Consider the following 19,786-nt stretch of genomic DNA (forward strand, 5'->3'; position numbering starts at 1 on the left):
GAAGTTCGCACTCGACTCTATCCACGCGCATCCGGCTCACCGGGGCGGGACTCCGCGGGTGCCAGCGCTTACGATCGGGGGCGTGACCCAGGTGACCGACGTGCGACCGGCAGGGGTGGGCGAGGCGGCGGCGCTGTCGAGTCCCGCTCCGCGCCTGCCCTCCCCCGATTTCGGGCCCACGGATTGGGCGCGGGGGTGGGTGGTCACGCTGGTCCTCACGGCCATCACCGCGATCACCCGGTTCCTGATGCTGAACTATCCGACCGATCTGCACACGCCCGTCTTCGACGAGAAGCATTACGCGCCGCAGGGCTGGCAGGTGCTCAACGGCGGCGGCGTCGAGGACAACCCGGGCTACGGGCTGGTCGTGCACCCGCCGGTGGGCAAGGACATGATCGCGCTCGGGGAGGCCATCTTCGGGTACACGCCGTGGGGGTGGCGGTTCACGGCGGCCGTCTCGGGAACCTTGATCGTGCTGTTGACGATTCGCATCGTCCGGCGCATGACCCGCTCCACGCTGATCGGGGCGTTCGCGGGCATCCTGCTGATCTGCGACGGGCTCACCTTCGTGTCCTCGCGCATCGGCATGCTCGACATCTTCCAGGCCCTGTTCGTGACCGCGGCCTTCGGCTGCCTGGTAGTCGACCGCGACGACATCCGCGCCCGCATCGCGAAGGTCGCCGCCGAGGGGCGCATCGACGACAGCGATTACGGGCCGCGGTTCGGGGTGCGCTGGTGGCGCTTCGGGGCGGGCGTGCTGCTCGGCCTGGCCTGCGGCACCAAATGGTCGGGCGCGTACTGGATCATCGGTTTCACGGTGCTGGCCTTGGCCTTCGACCTGTCGGCGCGGCGCGGCTACCGGGTGCGGCGGCCGTGGGCGGGCCTCGCGGTCCGGGATCTCGGGCCGACCGTGTACGCGCTGTGCGTGATTCCGGTGCTGGTGTACCTGGCCTCCTACTGGGGCTGGTTCGCGAGCGAGACCAGCTACGACCGGTACGCGGTCGGGGTGAAGGTCGGGCGCGGCGGCGACTTCTCGTGGGTGCCGAGCGCGCTGCGCGGGCTCTGGTACTACGGCGGCGAAGTGCTCACCTTCCACAAGGAACTCACCAATTCCGCAGGCAATCACCATCCGTGGGAATCCAAGCCGTGGACCTGGTTCATGGGGTTGCGGCCGATGCTCTACTACTACGCCGACACCAATGTGACCGGGTGCGGGCAGCCCGCCTGCGTGAAAGCCGTGATGGCGATCGGCACGCCGGCGCTGTGGTGGGTCTGCTTCCCCATGCTCGCCTGGGCCATCTGGCGCAGCGCGGTACGCCGTGACTGGCGCTATGCCGCCGTGCTGGTCGGTTACGGCGCGGGCATCCTGCCCTGGTTCCTGGATCTGGACCGGCAGATGTACTACTTCTACGCGGTGCCGCTCGCGCCGTTCCTGGCCATGGGGGTGGCGCTGGCGCTGGGCGACATCCTCGGACACGCCCCACCCAGCGGGCGACGACTCTCCGGCGCGCCGGGCTGGCAGTACTTCGCGCCGCCCAGCGAACGACAAGGGTTGGGGCTCTTGCTGGTCTGTCTCTACCTGGCGCTGGTCATCGCCAACTTCATCTGGCTGTGGCCGATCCTGACCGGCATGCAGATCACGCCCAGCAGCTGGCACGACCACCTGTGGCTGCCCAGCTGGCGGTGAAACCCTATGGCGCCAGGTGGGTTTCGCCCAGCGCCGCGTGCAGGTAGCTGACCGCGGCCTCGTCGTCGAGGCCCAGCCGGCGGATCACCGCCACGTACTCCGTCGCCGCCCGGCCCGCCAGGTCCCGGGTCGGGTCACCGGAGGAGGCGATGAAAGAGCCGAGCCGCCCGCGGGTTTCGAGGACGCCGTCCTGCTCCAGCTCCCGATAGGCGCGGGCCACCGTGTTCGGGGCCAGTTTCAGGGTCGCGGCCAGGGCGCGCACCGTGGGGATCTTCGTTCCGGCGGCCAGCTCGCCGGAGCGAACCCGGGCGATGATGCCCTGTCGCAGCTGCTCGTAGGGCGGGACCGTCGAATGGTGGTCGACCGGGATGTCCAGCATGGCTTCATCACACCTCGTCACGCGAGAGCGGGCAGGACAGGCAGCGCGGACCGCCACGGCCGGAACCCAACTCGGAGCCGGGAATGCGCAGCACCTCGATTCCGGCGTCTTCGAGCCGCGCATTGGTGTTCTCGTTGCGTTCGTAGGCCACCACCACACCGGGGGCCAGGGCGAGGGTGTTGTTGCCGTCGTCCCACTGCTCGCGTTCGGCGGTGACGCCGTCGAGACCGGTGTCGACCACCCGCAGCTTGCCGATGCCCATGGCCTCGGCGGCCACTCGCAGGAAGGGATCGGGGCCGGAGATGCTCACGCCACCCTCCTCCTTGCGAATGGTGAAGGCGCACAGTTCATCCTGGATGGCGGGGTACATGACCACCGCGTCCACGTCCACCATGGTGCACACGGTGTCGAGATGCATGGTCGCACGGGTCTGCGCGATCGGCACCACGAGCACGGTGCGGGCCAGGTCGTCCTCGAACAGGCTGCGCGCCAAGGCTTCCGCACCGGCCGCCGTGGTGCGCTCGCCCACCCCGACCGCCACCACGCCCGGCGCCAGCAGCAGCACGTCACCGCCCTCGATGGGCGCGGTGTGCGATTCGTAGGCGCGGCGCACGCCCAGGAAGCGGGGGTGGAAGGCGTAAATCAGGTCGGTGAGCGAGGTTTCGCGCGCGCGGGCGGGCAGCGCCAGCGAGGTGATGGCCACCCGCGGGCCGATCCAGAACGAGGAATCGCGGGTGAACAGCAGGTTGGGTAGCGGGTCGACGACGAAATCGTGCCCGTGATGCATGCGCCGCACCAGGGAGGTGGCGTCGGCGCCGAAGGGCAGTTCGTCGAATGTCATGCCGGACATGAGGATCTGCGCCAGTTCCGGGGCGGGGACCCGGCGCAGGTGGGCGGCCAGGTCGTCGGCGAGCACATGCCCGAGCCGGCGCGCGTCCACCGCGCCGGAAATGCCCTGGATCCGGGCCGCGCCGCTGTGCTGGATGGTCTCGGTCAGCAGATCCGCCAGCAGCAGCACCTCCACGCCTCGCCGGCGCAACACCTCGGCGAAGATGTCGTGCTCCTGCTGGGCGCGCTCGACCCAGGGAATGGCGTCGAACAGCAGCTGATCGTTGTTGCGCGGGGTGAGCCTGCGCAGCTCGTCGCCCGGGCGGTGCAGAAGCACCGTGCGCAGTGCGCCGACCTCCGAGGTCACGGAAAACGGTCGCGCCGTGGGTGCGGCCTTTGTTCCCATGACACGACGGTAGTTCCCTTCGGCACGGATGGCATGCAATTCGCACCCGCGAAAAACCTGGAGTAATGTTCAGGTCGTGCAGACCGCGTCGTGGCAAGCGAAGGAGCTGACCCCCGGTCAGCTGGCCCAGCGGGCCGGAGTTTCGGTGTCCGCCTTGCATTTCTACGAGCGTGAGGGCTTGATCACAGCCCGCCGGACCAGCGGCAACCAGCGCCGCTACCCCCGGGAAACCCTGCGCCGCGTCGCGTTCATCCGCATCTCACAGCGTGTCGGCATCCCCCTGGCCGAGATCCGCACCGCCCTCGACAACCTCCCCGACGGCCGCAACCCCACCCGCCGCGACTGGGAAACCCTCTCCACCACCTGGCGCGCCGACCTCGACGACCGCATCGAACAACTGATCCGCCTGCGCGACAACCTCACCGGCTGCATCGGGTGCGGCTGCCTGTCACTGGGCGTGTGCAAGATCTTCAACGCCCACGACCACCTGGGCGACGAGGGGCCGGGAGCGCGGGTACTGGACACGCACGCGGCGGAGAACTGCACGAAGCCGGGCGTGTGTGGGCCGGCGCCGGAACCGGCCTGACAGAACCTGGCTACGGGCCGTCTTCTAGCGAGGAGTCCGCTTCACCTCACTCGGGTGTGTGCGCGCCCGCTTTTTCGGCCGGTGTCTCGATAGCGGTCACGGCGGGCTCGTCCGCGGAATCCACCGAGAGGTTCGCCGCTTCGACCGCGGGCGTCTCGCTGGATTCCGCCGGCGGACGCGGCAGGAACGTCGTGAACAGGTCGTTGGCGCGGCGCATGACGAACTCGTACGGCCACGCGAACTTTCGGGCCCACCAGTAGCCGAAGCGGATGTCGAACTGGGTGTGGATCAGGTAGGTGCCCTTCTCCACGCCCTTCAGGATGGTTTCGGCGACCTCGTCCGGGGATTTGGCGTGGCGGCGGAAACGCTTGATCCAGGCTTGGATTCGCGGATCGTCGCGGTCCACGCCGACGATGTCGACGGTCTGCACCAGCGGCGTGTCCACCGCGCCGGGCACCACCAGGTGCACCGTGATGCCGTTCCGTTCCAGATCGAAGCGCAGCACGTCCGAGACGCCGCGCAGCCCGTACTTGCTGGCGCTGTAGGCGGCATGCCAGGGGAAGGCGAGCAGCCCGGCGGCCGAGGACACGTTGACCAGCGCGCCACCGCGTTTGGCGTGGATCATGGGCGGCACGAAATTCTCGATCACGTGGATCGGGCCCATCAGGTTCACGTCGATGAGCCGTTTCCAGTGCCGGTGCTCGAGATTCTCCACCGTGCCCCAGGTCGACACGCCCGCGATGTTCATGACCACATCCAGCGCGCCGAGCTGGTCGTGCACCTGCTCCGCGAAGGCGGTGACGGCGTCGTAATCGCTGATGTCGAGGGCCGCCGCCACCTCGACGAGGCCGCCGCCGGACCGAATGGTCTCGACGGTCGCCGCCAGCCCATCGGAATTGACGTCGGTCAGGACCAGCCGCGCCCCCTTGCGGGCGGCCGCCAGCGCCGTGGCCCGGCCGATGCCGCTGGCCGCGCCGGTAATCAGGGTCTTCTTGCCGCTCAGGCTTCGAACACGCACGCCGATCCATCCCTCGATTGACAGCCTTGTCAGACCGCACGCTACTACGCGAACAGAGCTGTTCGCATGTCGGGTGAGTACCCGTTACGCCCCCATTTTCCTGGGCGGTCGCGTCACGGGCCGGTATTCGGCGGCGCGTCCGGGAACATTAGGGGATCGATTTGCCGACGGTCCGGAATCGGCGGTCAGGACGGGCCCGGCAACACCGACCGGCTGGTGCCCGGCAGATCCAGATCCAGGGCGATCCGGCCCGCCGCCAAATGCTCCTCGACCTCCTCGGCCGGCATCGGCCGCGCGATCAGGAACCCTTGCGCGCGATAGCAACCCAGCGCCACCAGCGTGCGCGCGGCCACTGTGGTCTCCACACCCTCGCCGACCACCCCCAGGCCGAACGAACCCGCCAGCCCCACAATCGATTTCACGATCGCCAGATCGTCGGCGCTGGCGCCCAGCCGCTGCACGAAACCACGGTCGATCTTCACCGCGTCCACCGGCAGCGCCTTGAGATGCGACAGCGACGAATACCCGGTGCCGAAATCGTCGATGGCGATCTGCACGCCCATCCGCTTGAGCCCGCGCAACGTCACCTGGGTGCGCGCGAGATCCTGCACCACAACATGTTCGGTGATCTCCAAGCACACCGACGACCCGTCGATGCCGTAGCGGCGCAGCACCCCCTCCATGGTCTCCACGAAGTCGAGACTCACCAGCTGCACCGGCGACACATTGATCCGGATGACGACATTCGAGGCCAGCCCGCGCCGCCGCCACTGCGCGAACTGCTCGGCCGCCGTGCGAATCACCCAGCGCCCCAACTCCCCCGCCAGATTCGTGGCCTCCGCCACCCCCACGAACGCCCCCGGCGGCAGCAACCCACGCGTCGGATGCTGCCACCGCACCAGCGCCTCCAACGCCACCACCCGCCCGGTCCGCAAATCCACCTCGGGCTGATAGTGCAACAGCAGCGACCCATCGGAAACCGCACCGCGCAAATTCAATTCGACATCGTCCTGCAACTCGAACTGCGCCCGCATCGCATCGGTGAACACCGCCACCCCATTGCCCCCACTCGACTTCGCCGACAGCAGTGCGTGATCCGCTCGCCGCAGCACATCAGCCACCGTGGTCTCCCCCGGAATCCCCAGCGCCACACCCACACTCGCCCCCCGACTGACAGTCTCCTCCCCCACCGTCACCCGCCGCGCGATCAACTGCTGAATCCGCCCAGCCTCCCGCTCCGCCGCCGCCGCATCCATCGGCTTCGCCGGCACGATCACAAACTCGTCCCCACCCAGCCGCGCGATCATGTCCCCGGCATCCAGATTGTCCCGCAGCCGCACCGCGAGCGTGCGAATGAAGTTGTCCCCGGCCGTATGCCCGAGAAAGTCGTTGAGCGCCTTGAGCCGATCCAAATCCAGAAAGAACGCCGCCACCGGCCCCGCACACCCCGGTCTGAGCCGATCCTCCATATGCTCGAGCAGCGCCCGCCGATTCGCCAGCCCGGTCAGATCATCGTGCATGGCGATGTACCGCAACCGCTCCTCGGCCACGATCCGCGCCTGCAACTGCGCGAACAGCGCGGCAATCGCCTTGAGCACGTTGAGCTCCCGCGTGCTCCAGTCCCGATCGCCCTTCTTGATGAACCCCAGCACACCTGTCGGCGAGTCGCGGGAAACCAGCGGGACGGCGGCCATGGAGATCTCGGCAATGCCCGCGGACTGTTCGATAGAACGCTGATAGTCCAGATTGTCCGGGTTGGGGCGCACAATCATCGGCTCGAGGCGGTGTTCGAGCTGGGCGTACACACCATCGGATTGTTCGTCGAAGTAGATGACGCGCAGCGGGTCGGGTTCCACCGGGGGGCGGTGCGGCCACTCCGCGACCAGGACCGACGCGCGCCGCTCAGCGTCGGTATGCCGGAGATAGCAGAAATCGACGTCGAAGTGCTCGACCAGCCATGACAGCACGCGCTCACTCGCCGCCACCATCGTGGTGGCGTCGACCCCCATCAACTCGGCGGCGACCTGAGTCACCAGCGAGTCGAGTGTTCGACGAGGCACTCTGTCTCCGATCGCACTAGCCGCGCAGGTCGATTTCCGGCACCGGCAACCGCCCACTCCGGTACGTCGCATCCGGTGCATGACTCAAACGCAGCACCAGCGCCACGGTTTCGTCAGCGGGCACTCCCAGCAGGTTCAGAAATCGACCCTGAAGTGACGTTAGTGTATCGGCGAACTCCGGGGAAACCTTCTTCAGCTCTTCGTGGTGTCGAGCGAAGAGGAATACCGGAGAAACCGGATGAACACCGAGTTCATGCCGTTGCGCCTCGATCCACACCCGCTCCAACGCCGCGCCCGCACGCGCATACGCACCCAGTTCGGCGGACTCTTGCCGCGGGGTCGGGAAGGTCACCGCGACCAGCGCCGACGCCGTGAGCAACTGGGCCCGAGTCGGTTCGCCGAGCGCCGCTCCGCCATCGAAGGCGCGCACGCGCGACATCACTTCGGGGCGGCGGACAACGAACAGTTTGTCCAATTCCCCGGGCGCCAACTCGAGCGTCCGAAGGTCCAGGCCGCTGTCCAAATCGTCACCCGGCCAGCGCAATTCGGCGAACATCTCGGCATGCAGACCTGGGGTCAGGTAACGAATCCGATCGGATTCGGCGATTATTGCCGCCGCGGCTTCGATATCGGCGCGGTCCGTGAGGGCGCGCAATCCGCCGCCGGCTCCCGAGGCCGCCGCGCCGAGCGCGCCCAGGACATGAGGGGACACGGGCGCACCGTCGCCCCGCCGGCGATTGGTGTGGCGGTCCAGCAAAGCCGGATAGTCGGCCGCCAGCTCGGCATCGTGGGCGCTGCCGATTCGCAGTGTCGCGGTCAAGGGCACGGCGGCGTCCGACCGCACATCGGTGTCGCCGAGCAAACCCAGCGCGGCCGCTGCGGCACGGGCGTTGTACAGCGCCGCACCGACCGCCAGCGCACTGGCGCGGTGGCCGATATCCATCAACGTGCTGCGCTCGGGCGCCAGCTCGATGGTGATCGAATCCGCGTCGGCGCGCAGCGTCCACGGCTGCGCGTTGCCGCCGGACGGGGCACGCTGCGCTGCTGCCAACAACGCCGGCACACCGGTGACCGGCACCGGCTCCGGGATCGGATCGGCGGGCCAGACCAGTGCGGGCGGCGCCGGCTCTGCGACCTCGTTCAACCGATCCTCGAGATCGACCCGGGTCTGTCCCGAGGGAAGTTCGCGGCCGAGCCCGATCCGCCGGACAGCCGCCGCTACCGTGGCGCCGCCCAGCTGCACATCCCCGCCCAGTTGCGGCCAGCTGTTCACGGTGCGGCCGATCTCCATGAGACTGGCCGCCATGCCCTCGGAAAGCCTGCTGCCATCGACTATTCGGACACCGTAGACCGATTTCTCCCGGGTGGAGAGCCCACGCAGTTCGGCCGTGGTGACCTCGCCCATGAGCCCGTGAAACGGCCGCCGCTCCGGTTCGAGGTCGTACCGCTCCACATCCAGCAGGCCGCGATCACTGGTCTCCATGAGCAATGGGACCCGCCGACGGCGAGCGGCTTCCCGCACCGCGAGCTTGATATCGAGCGAATCACACACTTCGACGACGATCGAGATCCCGTCGAGGAATCGATCCATATTGTCGTCGTTCAGACCGTCCGCGAATACCTCGACAGGTAAATACGGATCGAGTTCGGCAATCCTGCGCGCGCTGACCACCGCTTTGTTGATCCCGATATCAAAGAGGGTGCCCGGCAGCCGATTCAGATTGCTGAGCTCGACCGCATCGAAATCGGCCAGGCGAATTCGGCCGCAGATCCCCTCGAGCGCGAGCGTATGTGCGATGGCATGGCCCACACTCTGCCCGATCACACCGATTGTCTGGTTTGCCAGTTCGGTTTGTTCGGCCCGGGTGAGCTTGTTGCGGTTGCGATCCAATCGCACCGCTCGAAACAGTTCCGGACCGGGCAGCCCCACCACGGACGCACGCCACGGGTAGTACACCCAGCGATCCGCTTCGGCGCCCTGCACCAAATCGGGCGGGGCCAGCAGCGTCGCGAACTCGGCGCGCAATGCCGGTCGTAGATCGCGGAACTCGATCCGCGGATCGGCGCGCAGCCGCGCCAGCACCGCGGCATCATCCGGGTCGGACTCGTCCAGGAATCGCGGCCGATGGACATCGGACGCCACGGGCTCGCCGCTCATACCTACGCCAGCCCTCCCGCTCGCGGAATCACACCCGCCTGGGTGGCGAGCGCCGCCTGTTCGGCCTCGAGCAGCGGAAGCTGGGACTCGGCAGCGTGTTTTCGGAAGGTGCGCATATCCCACAGCAGCGGGACGGTGCGATATCGCTCGTTGGGATAGGGCACCGGCGGTATCCACCAGACGACCCGTGCGCCGCTGACCCGCCAGCCCTCCGCGACACTGTCAGCGGCGGTGCTCAGCGCGAAGCGAGCGCCGAGTAGATGCGGGACATGAATCGCGCTGCGCGCCAATCCCTCTCGCACGGCGATCCGATGCGCGGATTCGTGGTCCACCCATGCCGACTTGAATTCGACCAGACCGTCGGGGATTCGATCGGCGATCAGCTTCCGGATCGCGGCCTCACCAGGCCGGCCGACCCATTCGGTCACGGCGTGCGCCTCGTCCACGTGCTGGTAGGGGCCCTGGATGCGGGTTCCACCGAGCATCCGGCCGGATTCATCGACGGCGACGACGAAGACCGTCGTCGAGCAGCCGTCGATCGCGGTTTCGTAGGCCAGGGCCTCTTGCACGTCGAAGCGGCGGTAGGAGGCCAGCGCCCCGTCCATGAATTGCTGCCAGAGCTCGGGGTGCGACCGTGGAGTGCAGATCAGGAACGAGCATCCGGACAGCTCGTCACGGTAGCCCGGGCTGTCTTCCGCCCACTGCCCATGCTGGACCATCGTGGTCGCATCGACTGCCATACAAGTTCCTACTCCGTTGCTGCGCGAGATTCGCGCGACTACTCGAGTCCTAACCCGATACGGCCATGTAACAACCGACCCGGCGCGGGCACGTAGAGGAGTATCAGTCACCCACTCAGAATTGTCCAGACATCTGGCAAACTGCCTGAAACCCGGATGCGCGTGCTGAAACTCACCCAGGTCAGACCATTGCTATCGGTTATCAAACACAACCTAAAGACTGGTCTGTTTTCATTCAGCTATCGCATAGCTATCACACCAAGATCGAGATGAAAAGCTCCAGTTCGGCCGGTCCGGACCAGATCTCGATCTCTTCACGGTAGGCGCGGGTGATTTCCGCCGACGCGGTCGCGTCGTCGACCTGAGCCCAGACGTCCTCGGCGGGATCGTGGTAGTCGCCGTTGGGGCGGAAGCGGGCGTAGACGCCCTTGGGGACGCGGATGAGGACGTCGCCGACCGGGACGTCGTCGGGGCCGGGGTACTCGTACGAGACGAGGACGTTGTAGTTGCCGGCGGGGTCGGGGACGTAGACCGTGGCGAGGGGGCGGTCGGTGGTGCCGCGGTCGCGCAGGCGGTCGCGGAGGAATTCGATGAGTTCGCTGTTGGAGACCTTGAAGCTCGGGCGCACCCGCGGCACCACCAGGCCGCCGTAGACGCCGCCGGGCCGCACCACGATCGAATAGGTCATGACGGCTCGACCGACAGATAGAGGTCGATCTTGTAGGCGTGCGGGTAGGTCTCGAAATCGCCGGTGTGAATGCGCTTGATCTGCTTGTGCTCCTCGGCATACGCGATCTGGGTCCACAGATCGGTCATCACCTGCGGAAAGTTGCCGACCGAGGAGAAGCGGGCGTAGGTGCCGCGCGGTAGGCGGGCGACCAGATGGCCGCGGGTCACCTCCTCCAGCGAGGCGCACTGGTAGCCGACGATCTGGGTGTTGTAGGTGCCGAGTTCGCTGGCGTAGTCGGTGTAGGCCGAGGCCAGCGGCCCACCGAGTTCCTGATGCAGGACGGCGGCCCAGGCCACCTCCAGATCGTGATCGCGCAGTTCACCGAGGGCACGTTTCGGACTGCGCACCGGCAAGCCGGCGACCCAGGTCTCGTCCCGCTCGACGATCTCGAACTGCATGGGTAGGAACTCTCTCGAGGTGTGATTCACAGCCAGTCGGCCAAGCCTTCGCCATGCTATCAATCACGCCGGGGCGTGCTCGGCGACACGACAGGGCGGTTCGGCGCGCGGATTCGGCGAGCTAGACGGACGGGGTGTCGTCGCGGCGGCGGTGCGGTCGAGCCATGGGGGCGTGCCAGTGGCGGCGCAGGGCGATCAGCCGCAGCAGCACCGCGCCCGCGCCCGCGAGACCGCCTGTCCAATAGGTGTATTGGCCGTAGTGCAGCAGGATCGCGGTGACGGTCGAGCCGAGCAGGGCGGGGACCGCGTAGAGCTCGCCGTCGCTGAGGACGCTCGGCGTGACACCGGCCAGAACGTCGCGGATCACGCCCCCGCCCACCGCGGTGACCAGACCCAGCGCCGCCGACGAGGTGGCGGGCATGCCGTGCTGGAAGGCGGTGACGGTGCCGGTCACGCAGAACGTGCCGAGGCCGATCGCGTCGGCGATGTAGAGCGGAGCGCGCACCAGCCGCACCGGCGGATGCCAGAAGAAGATGAGTAGTGCCGACAGCAGCGCGACTCCGGCATAGGAGACTTGCACGAAAGCAGCCGGCGGCACCCGGCCGATGATCAGATCGCGGATCACGCCACCCCCGGTCGCGGTCGCCACGGCCAGTACGGCGATGCCGACCACGTCGAAGCGGCGGCGCACCGCCAACAGCGCGCCCGAGAGCCCGAATGCGAACACGCCCAGCAGGTTTCCCACGCTCTGCGCCGCGTCCACGGGGGCGCCGAACTCGACGAGATCACTCATGGCGGAGCGGGTTCCCTTCTCTGTCGCTAACTCTCGGCTACCGGCGCTCGGTAGGCCGGGTCGGGGTGTGAGCCGGGTCCGGCTCACGAGATCGCCGCGTCGCCGCACGCTTCGACGCGCGATGTGCTTGAGTCGGTTCGTGTGCCGCACAATTGCCCAGCTCGACGCGGAACTTACCGGGTGCCGTGCCTGCCCCCGACTGGTGGCATGGCGCGAACAGGTGGCGCGGGAGAAAAGGGCCGCGTTCAGTGACGAAAATTACTGGGGCAAACCGGTTCCGGCCTTCGGTCCCGCCGATGCCCGGCTGCTGCTCGTCGGGCTCGCGCCCGCGGCGCACGGCGGTAACCGCACCGGTCGGATGTTCACCGGTGATCGCAGCGCCGATGTGCTGATCGACTGCATGCATGCCGTGGGGCTGGCCAGCCAGCCCACCAGCATCGCCGCCGATGACGGTCTGCGCCTGCTGGGTACGCGCATGACCGCGCCCGTTCACTGTGCCCCGCCCGACAACAAACCCACTCCCGCCGAGCGCGACAACTGCCGGCATTGGCTGGTCAGCGAGTTGCGGCTGCTGTCGCCGACCTTGCGCGCGATCGTGGTGCTGGGCGGTTGGGGGTGGCAGGCGCTGATGCCGGCGCTGGCCGAATCCGGTTGGGAGATACCCAAACCCAGGCCGAAGTTCGGGCACGGGGTGCAGGTCGATGTACAGCCTGCTCGAACCGACCGGTCCCCACTCCACGTGTTCGGGACCTACCACCCGTCGCAGCAGAACACCTTCACCGGCCGACTGACCCCGGCCATGCTCGAACGGGTCCTGGCGACCGCCGCCGCAGCCGCGGGCCTACCCGATCCGACCCCCTGAGCGCGCCGTCGCCCAGCCACAGCGCGCCCGGGGTCCCGCGCCCAGCGGCTACGATGCGGTCGTGAGCAGGGCAGATGACGGATCCGACGCGGGCGGCGGTGTGCGAGTCCGCCCGAAGCGCGCCGAAACGCGGCAACGCCTCTTGGACGCGGCTTTCGAGGCGTTCGCCGAGGAAGGTTTCGGCCGCTGTTCGGTCGAGCAGGTCTGTGAACGAGCCGGCTTCACCCGAGGCGCCTTCTACTCCAACTTCACCTCGCTGGAGGAGCTGTTCCTGGCCATGTGGGAACAGCGCTCCGCGACAATGCTGTCCGAGGTCGCGTCCCTCCTCGACACCCCCGGCGCCATCCCCACCGACCCCCGCCGCGCCCTCGAAACGCTGCTGGCCGCAGTCCCCATGGACGACAAGTGGTTTCGCATCACCTCCGAATTCACCGCCCACGCCCTCCGCAACCCCGACCTCCGCCAAGCCATGGTCGCCCGCGAAACCGCAATCGCCGCCGCCCTCACCCCCGTCGTCGTCACCCTCCTAGGCCGCACCGGCCGCCACGTCCCCAACCCCACCGCCCTGGGCCGAGCCCTGGTAGCCGTCCACGACGGCACCCTCACCCAATCCCTCCTCGAACCAGACAACCCCACCATCCCCCCCTACCGCCTAGACCTCTTCCTCCGCATCCTCGACTCCTACAGCGAGCCCACAAACCCCTCCCCACCAGCCGATTCGTCCCCTCCCCCACCCACCTGCTAGAGTTTTCCACCGCGGGCCGGAAACGACCCCGCGGGGCTATAGCGCAGTTGGTAGCGCGTCTCGTTCGCATCGAGAAGGTCAGGGGTTCGATTCCCCTTAGCTCCACCAATCGTGTCATTGCACGAACCGACTCCATTGGGGCTGGTACCGCGGAAGCGGTACCAGCCCCAATGTCGTTTCCGGGTTGGGGGATGCGGTCTGGCTCGGTGATGGCTTGCTGATGAAGGATCGATTTTGGCGATCGAGGCAAATACTTCGAATTAGATCCGAACCTGCCGGTCGGAACGTATTGGTAGTCAGCAGTTTTCGGACTACCGTCTCCCACTTTTCTGTCGAGCGGTCCTGCTACCGTCACGTTTACACGGAGCACTTCTCAGGGAGGGAGATCTTGTTGCCAGTTATCGCGGTCTTGGTAGTTGTTGGCCTGATCCTGTTGGCCATCTCGTGGGTGGCAGCGAACTGGCTACCGATCGCATCGATCGCTGCCGTCGTGTTCGGGACGTGGGGTCTCGTGCTGTTGATCCGGCACTTCCGTATGACGCGATACTTCGCCAGCGATGAGTTTCTGGCACACAAGGCCGCGATCGCTTATTTCGTCGCCGAGCACAACGAGCTCGCGCAGTACGTTGCCGAGATACGCAGTCGAGGCACATTCGCGCTCGGGGGGTCGTCCAGTGGAGCACAGGCACATCTGGCGACTTTCCAGAACATCAGTCGGCACAAGTACCGACGTGACCGTAACGTCGCCACCTATCAGACGCGGTTCGTACACAACTGCTCGCTGCAGGTCGCCCGCAACGCGAGCGCCGATCCGATCAAGTACGTCATGAAGTACTTCAACATCAAGCCCACCGAGGCCGACTTGGCCGACGTAGAAACCCTGGGCGACGGGATAACTCGCCTTGAAGATGCCGTTGCCAACCTTGGGCAGCGCGAGGCCAGTATCACGCAGTCGATCAATCCACCGCGGTTCATCATGAAGCACTACGCAGGCGAATTCATGAAGCAGGTCGGGGTCGAGTTGTCGCCGATCACGGTGCCCTACCCGGTGTACATGTTCGAGTACGTCAGCGCTGGTGGGAACAGCTCACAACGCACGACTGTCACGCTCGATCGCGAGACGATCGACGCAATGATCGAAACGATGTCAGCGAAGATCAAGTTTCGTAAAAGCGTCGCTGGCCAGCGAGCGTTGATGACCTCGAGGCTCCGAACGATGATCAAGGAGCGCGACCACTACACATGTAGGAATTGCTCTGTCTCGCTGGCAGCCGAGCCCCACCTGCTGCTCGAGGTCGACCACATCATGCCGGTGTCTAAAGGCGGCCTGACCGCGCCCGACAACCTTCAGACCCTGTGCTGGCGGTGCAACCGCACCAAGTCGAACAAGGTCATTGCCAGTTGATCATCAGCCGACCTGGCCGGTTCGGTGTGCTCGTCGTGGCAGGAAGCGTATGTCCGGTGCCGGTGTCTGCACAGATCACGTCGGCGATCTTGACCAGTGCCGCGATCTCGCCGGGCTCGAAATGATCTGTGCTGGGCGCGATCACGGCGTCGGCGTGCTCGCCGTAGGCGAGGTTCATCAGGCGGTTGATCAGTGCGCCGTCCGGCCGGTCCGGTTCGCCGTAATACACCAGGATCACCGACCAACCACGCTCGGTAGCAAGCGCGTGGATCCGCGACTCATCCTCGCTCCACGCCGCGCCCGAGACATCGGGGCGCAGGAATCCGATCACGTAGTTGCTCATGGCCGTAACCCTGCGCAGTCGCGGTACACCGGCCGGCTGATCGCGAGACGTCCACGGTCCGTGCAGCGCCACTGTGCTGGACCTTGCAGGGTGCCCATCGCCAGCCCGGTGCGCGACAGTCGCAGCAGCGCCCGGTGGACCGAGGTCTCCGGCAGTAGGGTCGCGCGGCAGAGTTGCCGCACGGTCAGCGTGTGCGGCGGGTCGAGGTTCGACAGTGCGCCAAGGACTTTCGCCTCGGGTTCGGTGAAGGCCATCGCTCACCATCCCCTGCTGATCGGTACGTATGGGCGTGGTGGTTCGGCGGCCAGGCGCGCATGAATGTCGGCAACGGTCAGCCGCATCGGCCGCTGGCTGCGTTCGGCGTTCGGCAGCGCGTGAGCAGCGAGGAGAACCAGCGCGATGATGGTGGCGACAACGATGATTTCCATGTCGGGTGTTCTCCATGTCCCTGGAACGGTGTTGGAGTGTGCACCCGACGCCGGGGACTGGTGATCGAACCGACGTCGGGGCATTGTGGAACGTATGCCCGGCCGACGCCGTGAACGGGTACGAACGTACCCCCAATGCCGTTACGCTGGCGATTGTCGTGACAACACGACCAGGAGGTGGTCCCCGTGAGCAGTTCCAAAGGTCCCTCGGAGATCGGTGCGCGGGTCCGGCTGTACCGGGAACGCGCCGGAATGGCCAGGCCCGTGCTCGCCGCGCAGATCGGGCGGTCGGCCGAATGGCTGAAAGCCTTGGAAAACGGCAGGATTCAGCGAACACCCAGTCTCGACTTGCTGCTGCGGATCGCGCGAGTTCTCGATCTCGACGACTTGGCCACGGTCACCGGAGACGATCATGCCGTCCCGGTGACGGTGTTCGCTGGCGAGCGCCACGCGGCCCTCTCCGATGTACAAGCGGCACTGACCGATTACCGCATCACCCCCGGCGACCGACCGGTCAGCCTTGACCATCTCGATGAGAGGCTGCGCAAGGCGTGGCGGATCCGCCATTCCAGCCCTGATCACCGCTCGCAGCTGGGAGCACTTCTGCCGGGACTTATCCGCGACGCTCAGACTGCCGCACGGTCCGCCGAAGATCGCCGCGCCGCGCGCAGGACCTTGGCCGGCGTTTACCAGCTGGCCGATTTCTATGTCGCCTATCAGCCGGCGCCCGAGTTGGTGTGGATGGTCGCCGACCGTGCCGTGAACGAGGGCTACGAGGTCGACGACCCGTACGTGATCGCATGCAGCGCCTGGGCGATGGTGCAAGCCTTGCGTGATTCCGGCCGGTGGGAGGAGGCAATCGCGCTGGCCCGCAACGCCATCGACCAACTCACCCCCTACCTCGACCGCGCCGAAATCCCCGACGATTGGCACGGCATCGCTGGAGCGCTGGAATTCGAGATCGCCTACGTCCACGGCCGGCGCGGCCGCTCCGGCGACGCCTGGCGCGGCCTTGAACGAGCTGACCGCATCGCCCAGGAACTCGGCCCGACGTATCGGCACGTGCAGACCAGCTTTTCTCAGCCAGTAATGGCCGCGCACGCAACGACTCTCGGCGTGGAACTGCGCCAGCCCGGCGAGGCAGTGCGCGCAGCCCGCTCCATCGACGCCGACCGCATCATCTCAGTGCCTCGCCGCGGCCGCCACCTCATCGAGGTCGCGCGCGCCTATATGCAACACGGCGAGGACACTGCCGCGCTCACGATGCTGGCGAAGTCGGAACAAACTGCGCCCGAGACGATCCACTACAACGGTTTCGCCCGCGCCCTGCTCCTCGACCTGTTGAAGAAGCCGCCGACGGGCATGCGCACCGATGTCCGCGAACTGAGCCAGCGAGTGGGTATCCGCGTGTAGACGAGTCTCGTTTGTGGCTGCTGCCTGAACCGAATCCCCTCGGTGAGCCGGGCTAGACCGAGACTCCCAGCTTCCTCGGTCGAGGTGAGGGGCCGGCTTATAAAGGCGCACAGTGTATTTCGATATTTGGGGCCACTCAGACAGGTGGGCGATCAGGGTTTGCGGGTGATGGTCATGATGTATTCGCAGGGGGTGGGGGTTTGGTTGGCGAAGCCGTGGGGGGTGTCGGCTTGGAAGTAGATGGAGTCGCCGGGGGTGAGGGTTTCGGTGCGGGTGGAGATGAGGACTGTGAGGGTGCCTGTCAGGACTAGGAGTTGTTTCTCGGTGCCTGGGGGGTAGGCGGGGAGGAGGCCGGTGGAGATGTGGGCGGGGAGGTGGTGGGCGATGAGTTCGCCGGTGGCTATGCCGGGGGCCGGGGAGAGGGTGTGGCGTTCGAAACCGGTTTCGGGGTCTCGGAAGATGGGGCGGTTGGGTTTGCGCAGGATTACGGCGGCGGTGGGTTTGGGGGTGGGGGCGCCGATCAGGTCGGAGAGGGTGGTGTGGAGGGCGTGGGCGATTTTGGCGGCTACGCCGATCGTTGGGCTTTTTTCGCCGCGTTCGACCTTGGAGAGCATGGCTCGGCTGACCGTGGACTGGGTGGAGAGTTGATCCAGGGTCAGGCCGGCCTCCTCGCGGAGGCGGCGGACGTTGGCGCCGAACGTGCCGGCCAGGGGGTCGGGCTGTGGGTCGGCGGGGGCTTCGCCTGGTTCGGACACCGTGCTCCTCGATCGATGTGGTCGCTGCCGGCAGTCTAGCGATTCTTCTAAAGGAGATCTATTCTTCCATCGGAGACGGGCGGTGTGCCCGACATGATGGAGGTTTCCATGCGATTGGTCTCTAGTGGCCGGCTTCATGCCGTGTTCGATTTCGGTGGCCTGCAGGTGATTTCGTTGCGGGACGGGTACATCGACATGCCGCCGAGCCGGCTGCGCGACGAGCACGGGTGTCCGCTTCCCAACGTGCCGGACGGTGTGCCACTGGTTGGAGACAATTTGCGGTTGGCGGTCAACGCCTTCTTCGTTACCGACGGCACCACTTCCCTGCTCATCGATACCGGCGCGTCCGACAATTGGCACGACCCCACCATGGGATTGATCTACGAGGCGCTCGACGAAGCCAGAATCGATCGCGCGCTGATCACCGACGTGGCCATCACCCACGATCACGAAGACCACGTGAGCGGGCTGATCATGCCGGACGGGTCGGAGGCGTTTCCGAAGCTCGAACGGGTGTGGATCGGCGCGGGCGACACCGCGGTGTTCACCGGCCGGCTCGAAACGATTCGCGAGCGCGTGGTGCCCGTATCGGAACGGCTCGCGATCAACGACTGGGCTACCGCTGTCCCCACTCCGGGCCACACGCCCGGCCACACCGTCTACGAGATCACAAGCGGCACTGCCCATTTGCTGGTCTGGGGCGATACCGTGCACGTTCCCACACTGCAGTTCGAGCATCCACAGGTGGCTTGGGAGTTCGACGGCAACCAGGCCCAAGCGCGCGCTGCGCGGGCGGTTCTTCTCGAAAGACTCTCTGAGGCAAACCATTTCGTAGCCGGTGCGCATCTGGACTCACCGGGCATTGCCCGGGTCAGCCCCGCTGGCACCGGCTACGCGCTGGAATACCTTGCGCCGCCTATCGGCTGATCGAACGTCAGGAATCGGTGGGGCCTCCGACCACGATCATCCAGCCTGCGATCCCCGTCACCGCAAACGCATGGATTCGTTTCATAGCCAGGCACTTTACGCGAGAGCCCGCCCCAACGGGCGCACCCGGCACCGAGTCCGGGGCTGCACGGAAGGGCGGCTATTGGGCGGCGCGGAGGGCGGCGGCGAAGGTGTAGTAGTCGCGCCAGTGGGGACCGGTCGGGGCCAGGATTACTCGGTGGACGCCGGCAGATTCGTAGGTCGCCAATTCGTCGGCAACACGGTAGGGGTCGGTGGAGAGGGTAGGCGCGACGATTGTGATTGCGGGGGCGGGTCTTTGGTGCTGGGCGGCAATGTCGCGAAGTTCGGAGATGGCGGCTGGAAGTTGGTCGAGGGCGGGGTTGATCGGCATCCACGCGTCGCCGTGGATTGCTGCGCGGCGGTGGGCGCGGGAGCTGTTGCCCCCGATAAGGATTGGTGGTACGGGTGCGCCAGGTGACAGGGTGACGTCGAGGTCGGGTGCCAGGGTGGTGGGCTTGCCCGCGATCAGGTCTGGTAGGACGGCGAGGGCATGATCGGTGCGGGTTCCCCGTTCGACAAAGGGCACTCCCGCTGCGCGCCAGCCGATATCGCCGTGGGCTGGGTTTCCGGTGCCGACGCCGAGGAGGACGCGATTGTTCGAGAGTTGTTGCAGGGTGGCGATTTCCTTGGCGGCCCAGGCGACGGGGCGGAGGGCCAGCAGCATTGCGCCGTAGCCGATTCCAATCCGATCGGTGACGGCGGCGGCTGTGGTGAGGGCGATCGTGCTGTCCAGCATCGGCTGGGTGGCGATGAGATGATCGGTGGCCCAGACTGATTCGAGTCCGGATTCTTCGGCGAGCCGGGCGCTGTCTCGGATATCGGATGCGCCGGATTCGGCTTTCCGACTTCCGGAGGTTGGCAGGAATACGCCGAGCTGAACACTCATCGAGTTGCCTCCCATTGTCGATTGATCGTCACCAACGCTAGGCGATAGGGCCGGCATTCCAATGTCCGATCGGCTCGCGACAATGCTCATGACGCGCACGAGTGTCCGCAAAACCGCACTGAGGCAATGGAGCTGGCTGCATATACTGGGCGCCTGTT

The 19,786-nt window shown here is 66.6% G+C and carries 21 protein-coding genes and 1 tRNA gene; 8 read left to right on the forward strand and 14 right to left on the reverse strand.

Annotation, left to right across the window (positions count from 1 at the left end):
• The first annotated feature begins 82 nt into the window (after nucleotides 1–82).
• Nucleotides 83–1,687, forward strand: a complete 1,605-nt coding sequence (locus tag D7D52_RS02645; RefSeq protein WP_246023609.1) for a dolichyl-phosphate-mannose--protein mannosyltransferase — start codon at nucleotides 83–85, stop codon at nucleotides 1,685–1,687.
• 4 nt (nucleotides 1,688–1,691) lie between these two features.
• Here D7D52_RS02645 and D7D52_RS02650 read toward each other — a convergent pair whose 3' ends face one another.
• Together D7D52_RS02650 and arcA are read right to left on the reverse strand one after the other, a co-directional pair.
• Complete coding sequence (locus D7D52_RS02650; RefSeq protein ID WP_120734889.1) at nucleotides 1,692–2,066, reverse strand: GntR family transcriptional regulator; 375 nt, start codon at nucleotides 2,064–2,066, stop codon at nucleotides 1,692–1,694.
• Nucleotides 2,067–2,073: 7 nt separating this feature from the next.
• Nucleotides 2,074–3,300 carry an arginine deiminase gene (gene arcA, locus D7D52_RS02655; RefSeq protein WP_120734890.1) on the reverse strand — a complete coding sequence of 409 codons (1,227 nt, stop codon included), beginning with the start codon at nucleotides 3,298–3,300 and terminating at the stop codon, nucleotides 2,074–2,076.
• 28 nt (nucleotides 3,301–3,328) lie between these two features.
• Here arcA and soxR point away from each other — a divergent pair, with 28 nt between their 5' ends.
• Entirely contained in the window at nucleotides 3,329–3,886 is a 558-nt protein-coding gene (soxR, locus tag D7D52_RS02660) for a redox-sensitive transcriptional activator SoxR (protein WP_187703104.1), read from the forward strand.
• 46 nt (nucleotides 3,887–3,932) lie between these two features.
• Here the strand turns inward: soxR and D7D52_RS02665 are convergent, their stop codons facing one another.
• The 7 genes from D7D52_RS02665 to D7D52_RS02695 form a co-directional block, all read right to left on the reverse strand.
• Complete coding sequence (locus D7D52_RS02665; protein ID WP_120734892.1) at nucleotides 3,933–4,904, reverse strand: SDR family oxidoreductase; 972 nt, start codon at nucleotides 4,902–4,904, stop codon at nucleotides 3,933–3,935.
• Between the two features lie 185 nt (nucleotides 4,905–5,089).
• Complete coding sequence (locus D7D52_RS02670; protein ID WP_246023946.1) at nucleotides 5,090–6,913, reverse strand: putative bifunctional diguanylate cyclase/phosphodiesterase; 1,824 nt, start codon at nucleotides 6,911–6,913, stop codon at nucleotides 5,090–5,092.
• A 67-nt stretch (nucleotides 6,914–6,980) separates the two neighbouring features.
• Nucleotides 6,981–9,122, reverse strand: coding sequence for an Rv1355c family protein (locus D7D52_RS02675; protein WP_120734894.1), 2,142 nt, complete (start codon nucleotides 9,120–9,122; stop codon nucleotides 6,981–6,983).
• Between the two features lie 2 nt (nucleotides 9,123–9,124).
• Nucleotides 9,125–9,862, reverse strand: coding sequence for a hypothetical protein (locus D7D52_RS02680; RefSeq protein WP_162958138.1), 738 nt, complete (start codon nucleotides 9,860–9,862; stop codon nucleotides 9,125–9,127).
• Between the two features lie 253 nt (nucleotides 9,863–10,115).
• The gene (locus D7D52_RS02685; protein WP_120734896.1) at nucleotides 10,116–10,550 is read right to left on the reverse strand and encodes a GyrI-like domain-containing protein; all 435 of its coding nucleotides are present in this window, start codon (nucleotides 10,548–10,550) and stop codon (nucleotides 10,116–10,118) included.
• Nucleotides 10,547–10,990, reverse strand: a complete 444-nt coding sequence (locus D7D52_RS02690) for a GyrI-like domain-containing protein (protein WP_120734897.1) — start codon at nucleotides 10,988–10,990, stop codon at nucleotides 10,547–10,549. The genes D7D52_RS02685 and D7D52_RS02690 overlap by 4 nt, the downstream gene beginning before the upstream one ends.
• A gap of 121 nt (nucleotides 10,991–11,111) precedes the next feature.
• Complete coding sequence (locus D7D52_RS02695; RefSeq protein ID WP_120734898.1) at nucleotides 11,112–11,783, reverse strand: trimeric intracellular cation channel family protein; 672 nt, start codon at nucleotides 11,781–11,783, stop codon at nucleotides 11,112–11,114.
• A gap of 121 nt (nucleotides 11,784–11,904) precedes the next feature.
• Between D7D52_RS02695 and D7D52_RS02700 the strand changes: the two genes are divergently transcribed.
• From D7D52_RS02700 to D7D52_RS02715, 4 genes are all read left to right on the forward strand, one after another.
• Nucleotides 11,905–12,645: a uracil-DNA glycosylase gene (locus D7D52_RS02700; RefSeq protein ID WP_120734899.1), complete on the forward strand. Its 741-nt coding sequence runs from the start codon at nucleotides 11,905–11,907 to the stop codon at nucleotides 12,643–12,645.
• A 61-nt stretch (nucleotides 12,646–12,706) separates the two neighbouring features.
• A complete protein-coding gene (locus tag D7D52_RS02705) occupies nucleotides 12,707–13,390 on the forward strand; it encodes a TetR/AcrR family transcriptional regulator (protein WP_120734900.1) in 684 nt (227 codons plus the stop codon).
• Between the two features lie 32 nt (nucleotides 13,391–13,422).
• A tRNA-Ala gene (locus D7D52_RS02710) sits at nucleotides 13,423–13,498 on the forward strand.
• A gap of 370 nt (nucleotides 13,499–13,868) precedes the next feature.
• Nucleotides 13,869–14,795 carry an HNH endonuclease gene (locus tag D7D52_RS02715; RefSeq protein ID WP_425464649.1) on the forward strand — a complete coding sequence of 309 codons (927 nt, stop codon included), beginning with the start codon at nucleotides 13,869–13,871 and terminating at the stop codon, nucleotides 14,793–14,795.
• Here the strand turns inward: D7D52_RS02715 and D7D52_RS02720 are convergent.
• The 3 genes from D7D52_RS02720 to D7D52_RS37520 are packed head-to-tail and all read right to left on the reverse strand — an operon-like array spanning nucleotide 14,782 to nucleotide 15,566.
• The gene (locus tag D7D52_RS02720; protein WP_120734902.1) at nucleotides 14,782–15,138 is read right to left on the reverse strand and encodes a glycosyltransferase family 9 protein; all 357 of its coding nucleotides are present in this window, start codon (nucleotides 15,136–15,138) and stop codon (nucleotides 14,782–14,784) included. The genes D7D52_RS02715 and D7D52_RS02720 overlap by 14 nt on opposite strands.
• A complete protein-coding gene (locus D7D52_RS02725; RefSeq protein WP_120734903.1) occupies nucleotides 15,135–15,392 on the reverse strand; it encodes a MarR family transcriptional regulator in 258 nt (85 codons plus the stop codon). The genes D7D52_RS02720 and D7D52_RS02725 overlap by 4 nt, the downstream gene beginning before the upstream one ends.
• A gap of 3 nt (nucleotides 15,393–15,395) precedes the next feature.
• Nucleotides 15,396–15,566 carry a hypothetical protein gene (locus D7D52_RS37520; protein WP_162958139.1) on the reverse strand — a complete coding sequence of 57 codons (171 nt, stop codon included), beginning with the start codon at nucleotides 15,564–15,566 and terminating at the stop codon, nucleotides 15,396–15,398.
• A gap of 186 nt (nucleotides 15,567–15,752) precedes the next feature.
• Between D7D52_RS37520 and D7D52_RS02730 the strand changes: the two genes are divergently transcribed.
• Nucleotides 15,753–16,979, forward strand: coding sequence for a helix-turn-helix domain-containing protein (locus D7D52_RS02730; RefSeq protein ID WP_246023611.1), 1,227 nt, complete (start codon nucleotides 15,753–15,755; stop codon nucleotides 16,977–16,979).
• Nucleotides 16,980–17,131: 152 nt separating this feature from the next.
• On the opposite strand, the gene D7D52_RS02735 is transcribed toward D7D52_RS02730, so the two are convergent.
• Nucleotides 17,132–17,734 carry a helix-turn-helix domain-containing protein gene (locus tag D7D52_RS02735; protein ID WP_222932774.1) on the reverse strand — a complete coding sequence of 201 codons (603 nt, stop codon included), beginning with the start codon at nucleotides 17,732–17,734 and terminating at the stop codon, nucleotides 17,132–17,134.
• 93 nt (nucleotides 17,735–17,827) lie between these two features.
• Between D7D52_RS02735 and D7D52_RS02740 the strand changes: the two genes are divergently transcribed.
• A complete protein-coding gene (locus D7D52_RS02740) occupies nucleotides 17,828–18,661 on the forward strand; it encodes an MBL fold metallo-hydrolase (RefSeq protein WP_246023947.1) in 834 nt (277 codons plus the stop codon).
• A 160-nt stretch (nucleotides 18,662–18,821) separates the two neighbouring features.
• Here D7D52_RS02740 and D7D52_RS02745 read toward each other — a convergent pair whose 3' ends face one another.
• Nucleotides 18,822–19,628, reverse strand: coding sequence for an LLM class flavin-dependent oxidoreductase (locus D7D52_RS02745; RefSeq protein WP_120734905.1), 807 nt, complete (start codon nucleotides 19,626–19,628; stop codon nucleotides 18,822–18,824).
• Nucleotides 19,629–19,786: the final 158 nt, after the last annotated feature.

Origin of the sequence: Nocardia yunnanensis (assembly GCF_003626895.1) — a bacterium.
Taxonomy (GTDB): Bacteria; Actinomycetota; Actinomycetes; order Mycobacteriales; family Mycobacteriaceae; genus Nocardia; species Nocardia yunnanensis.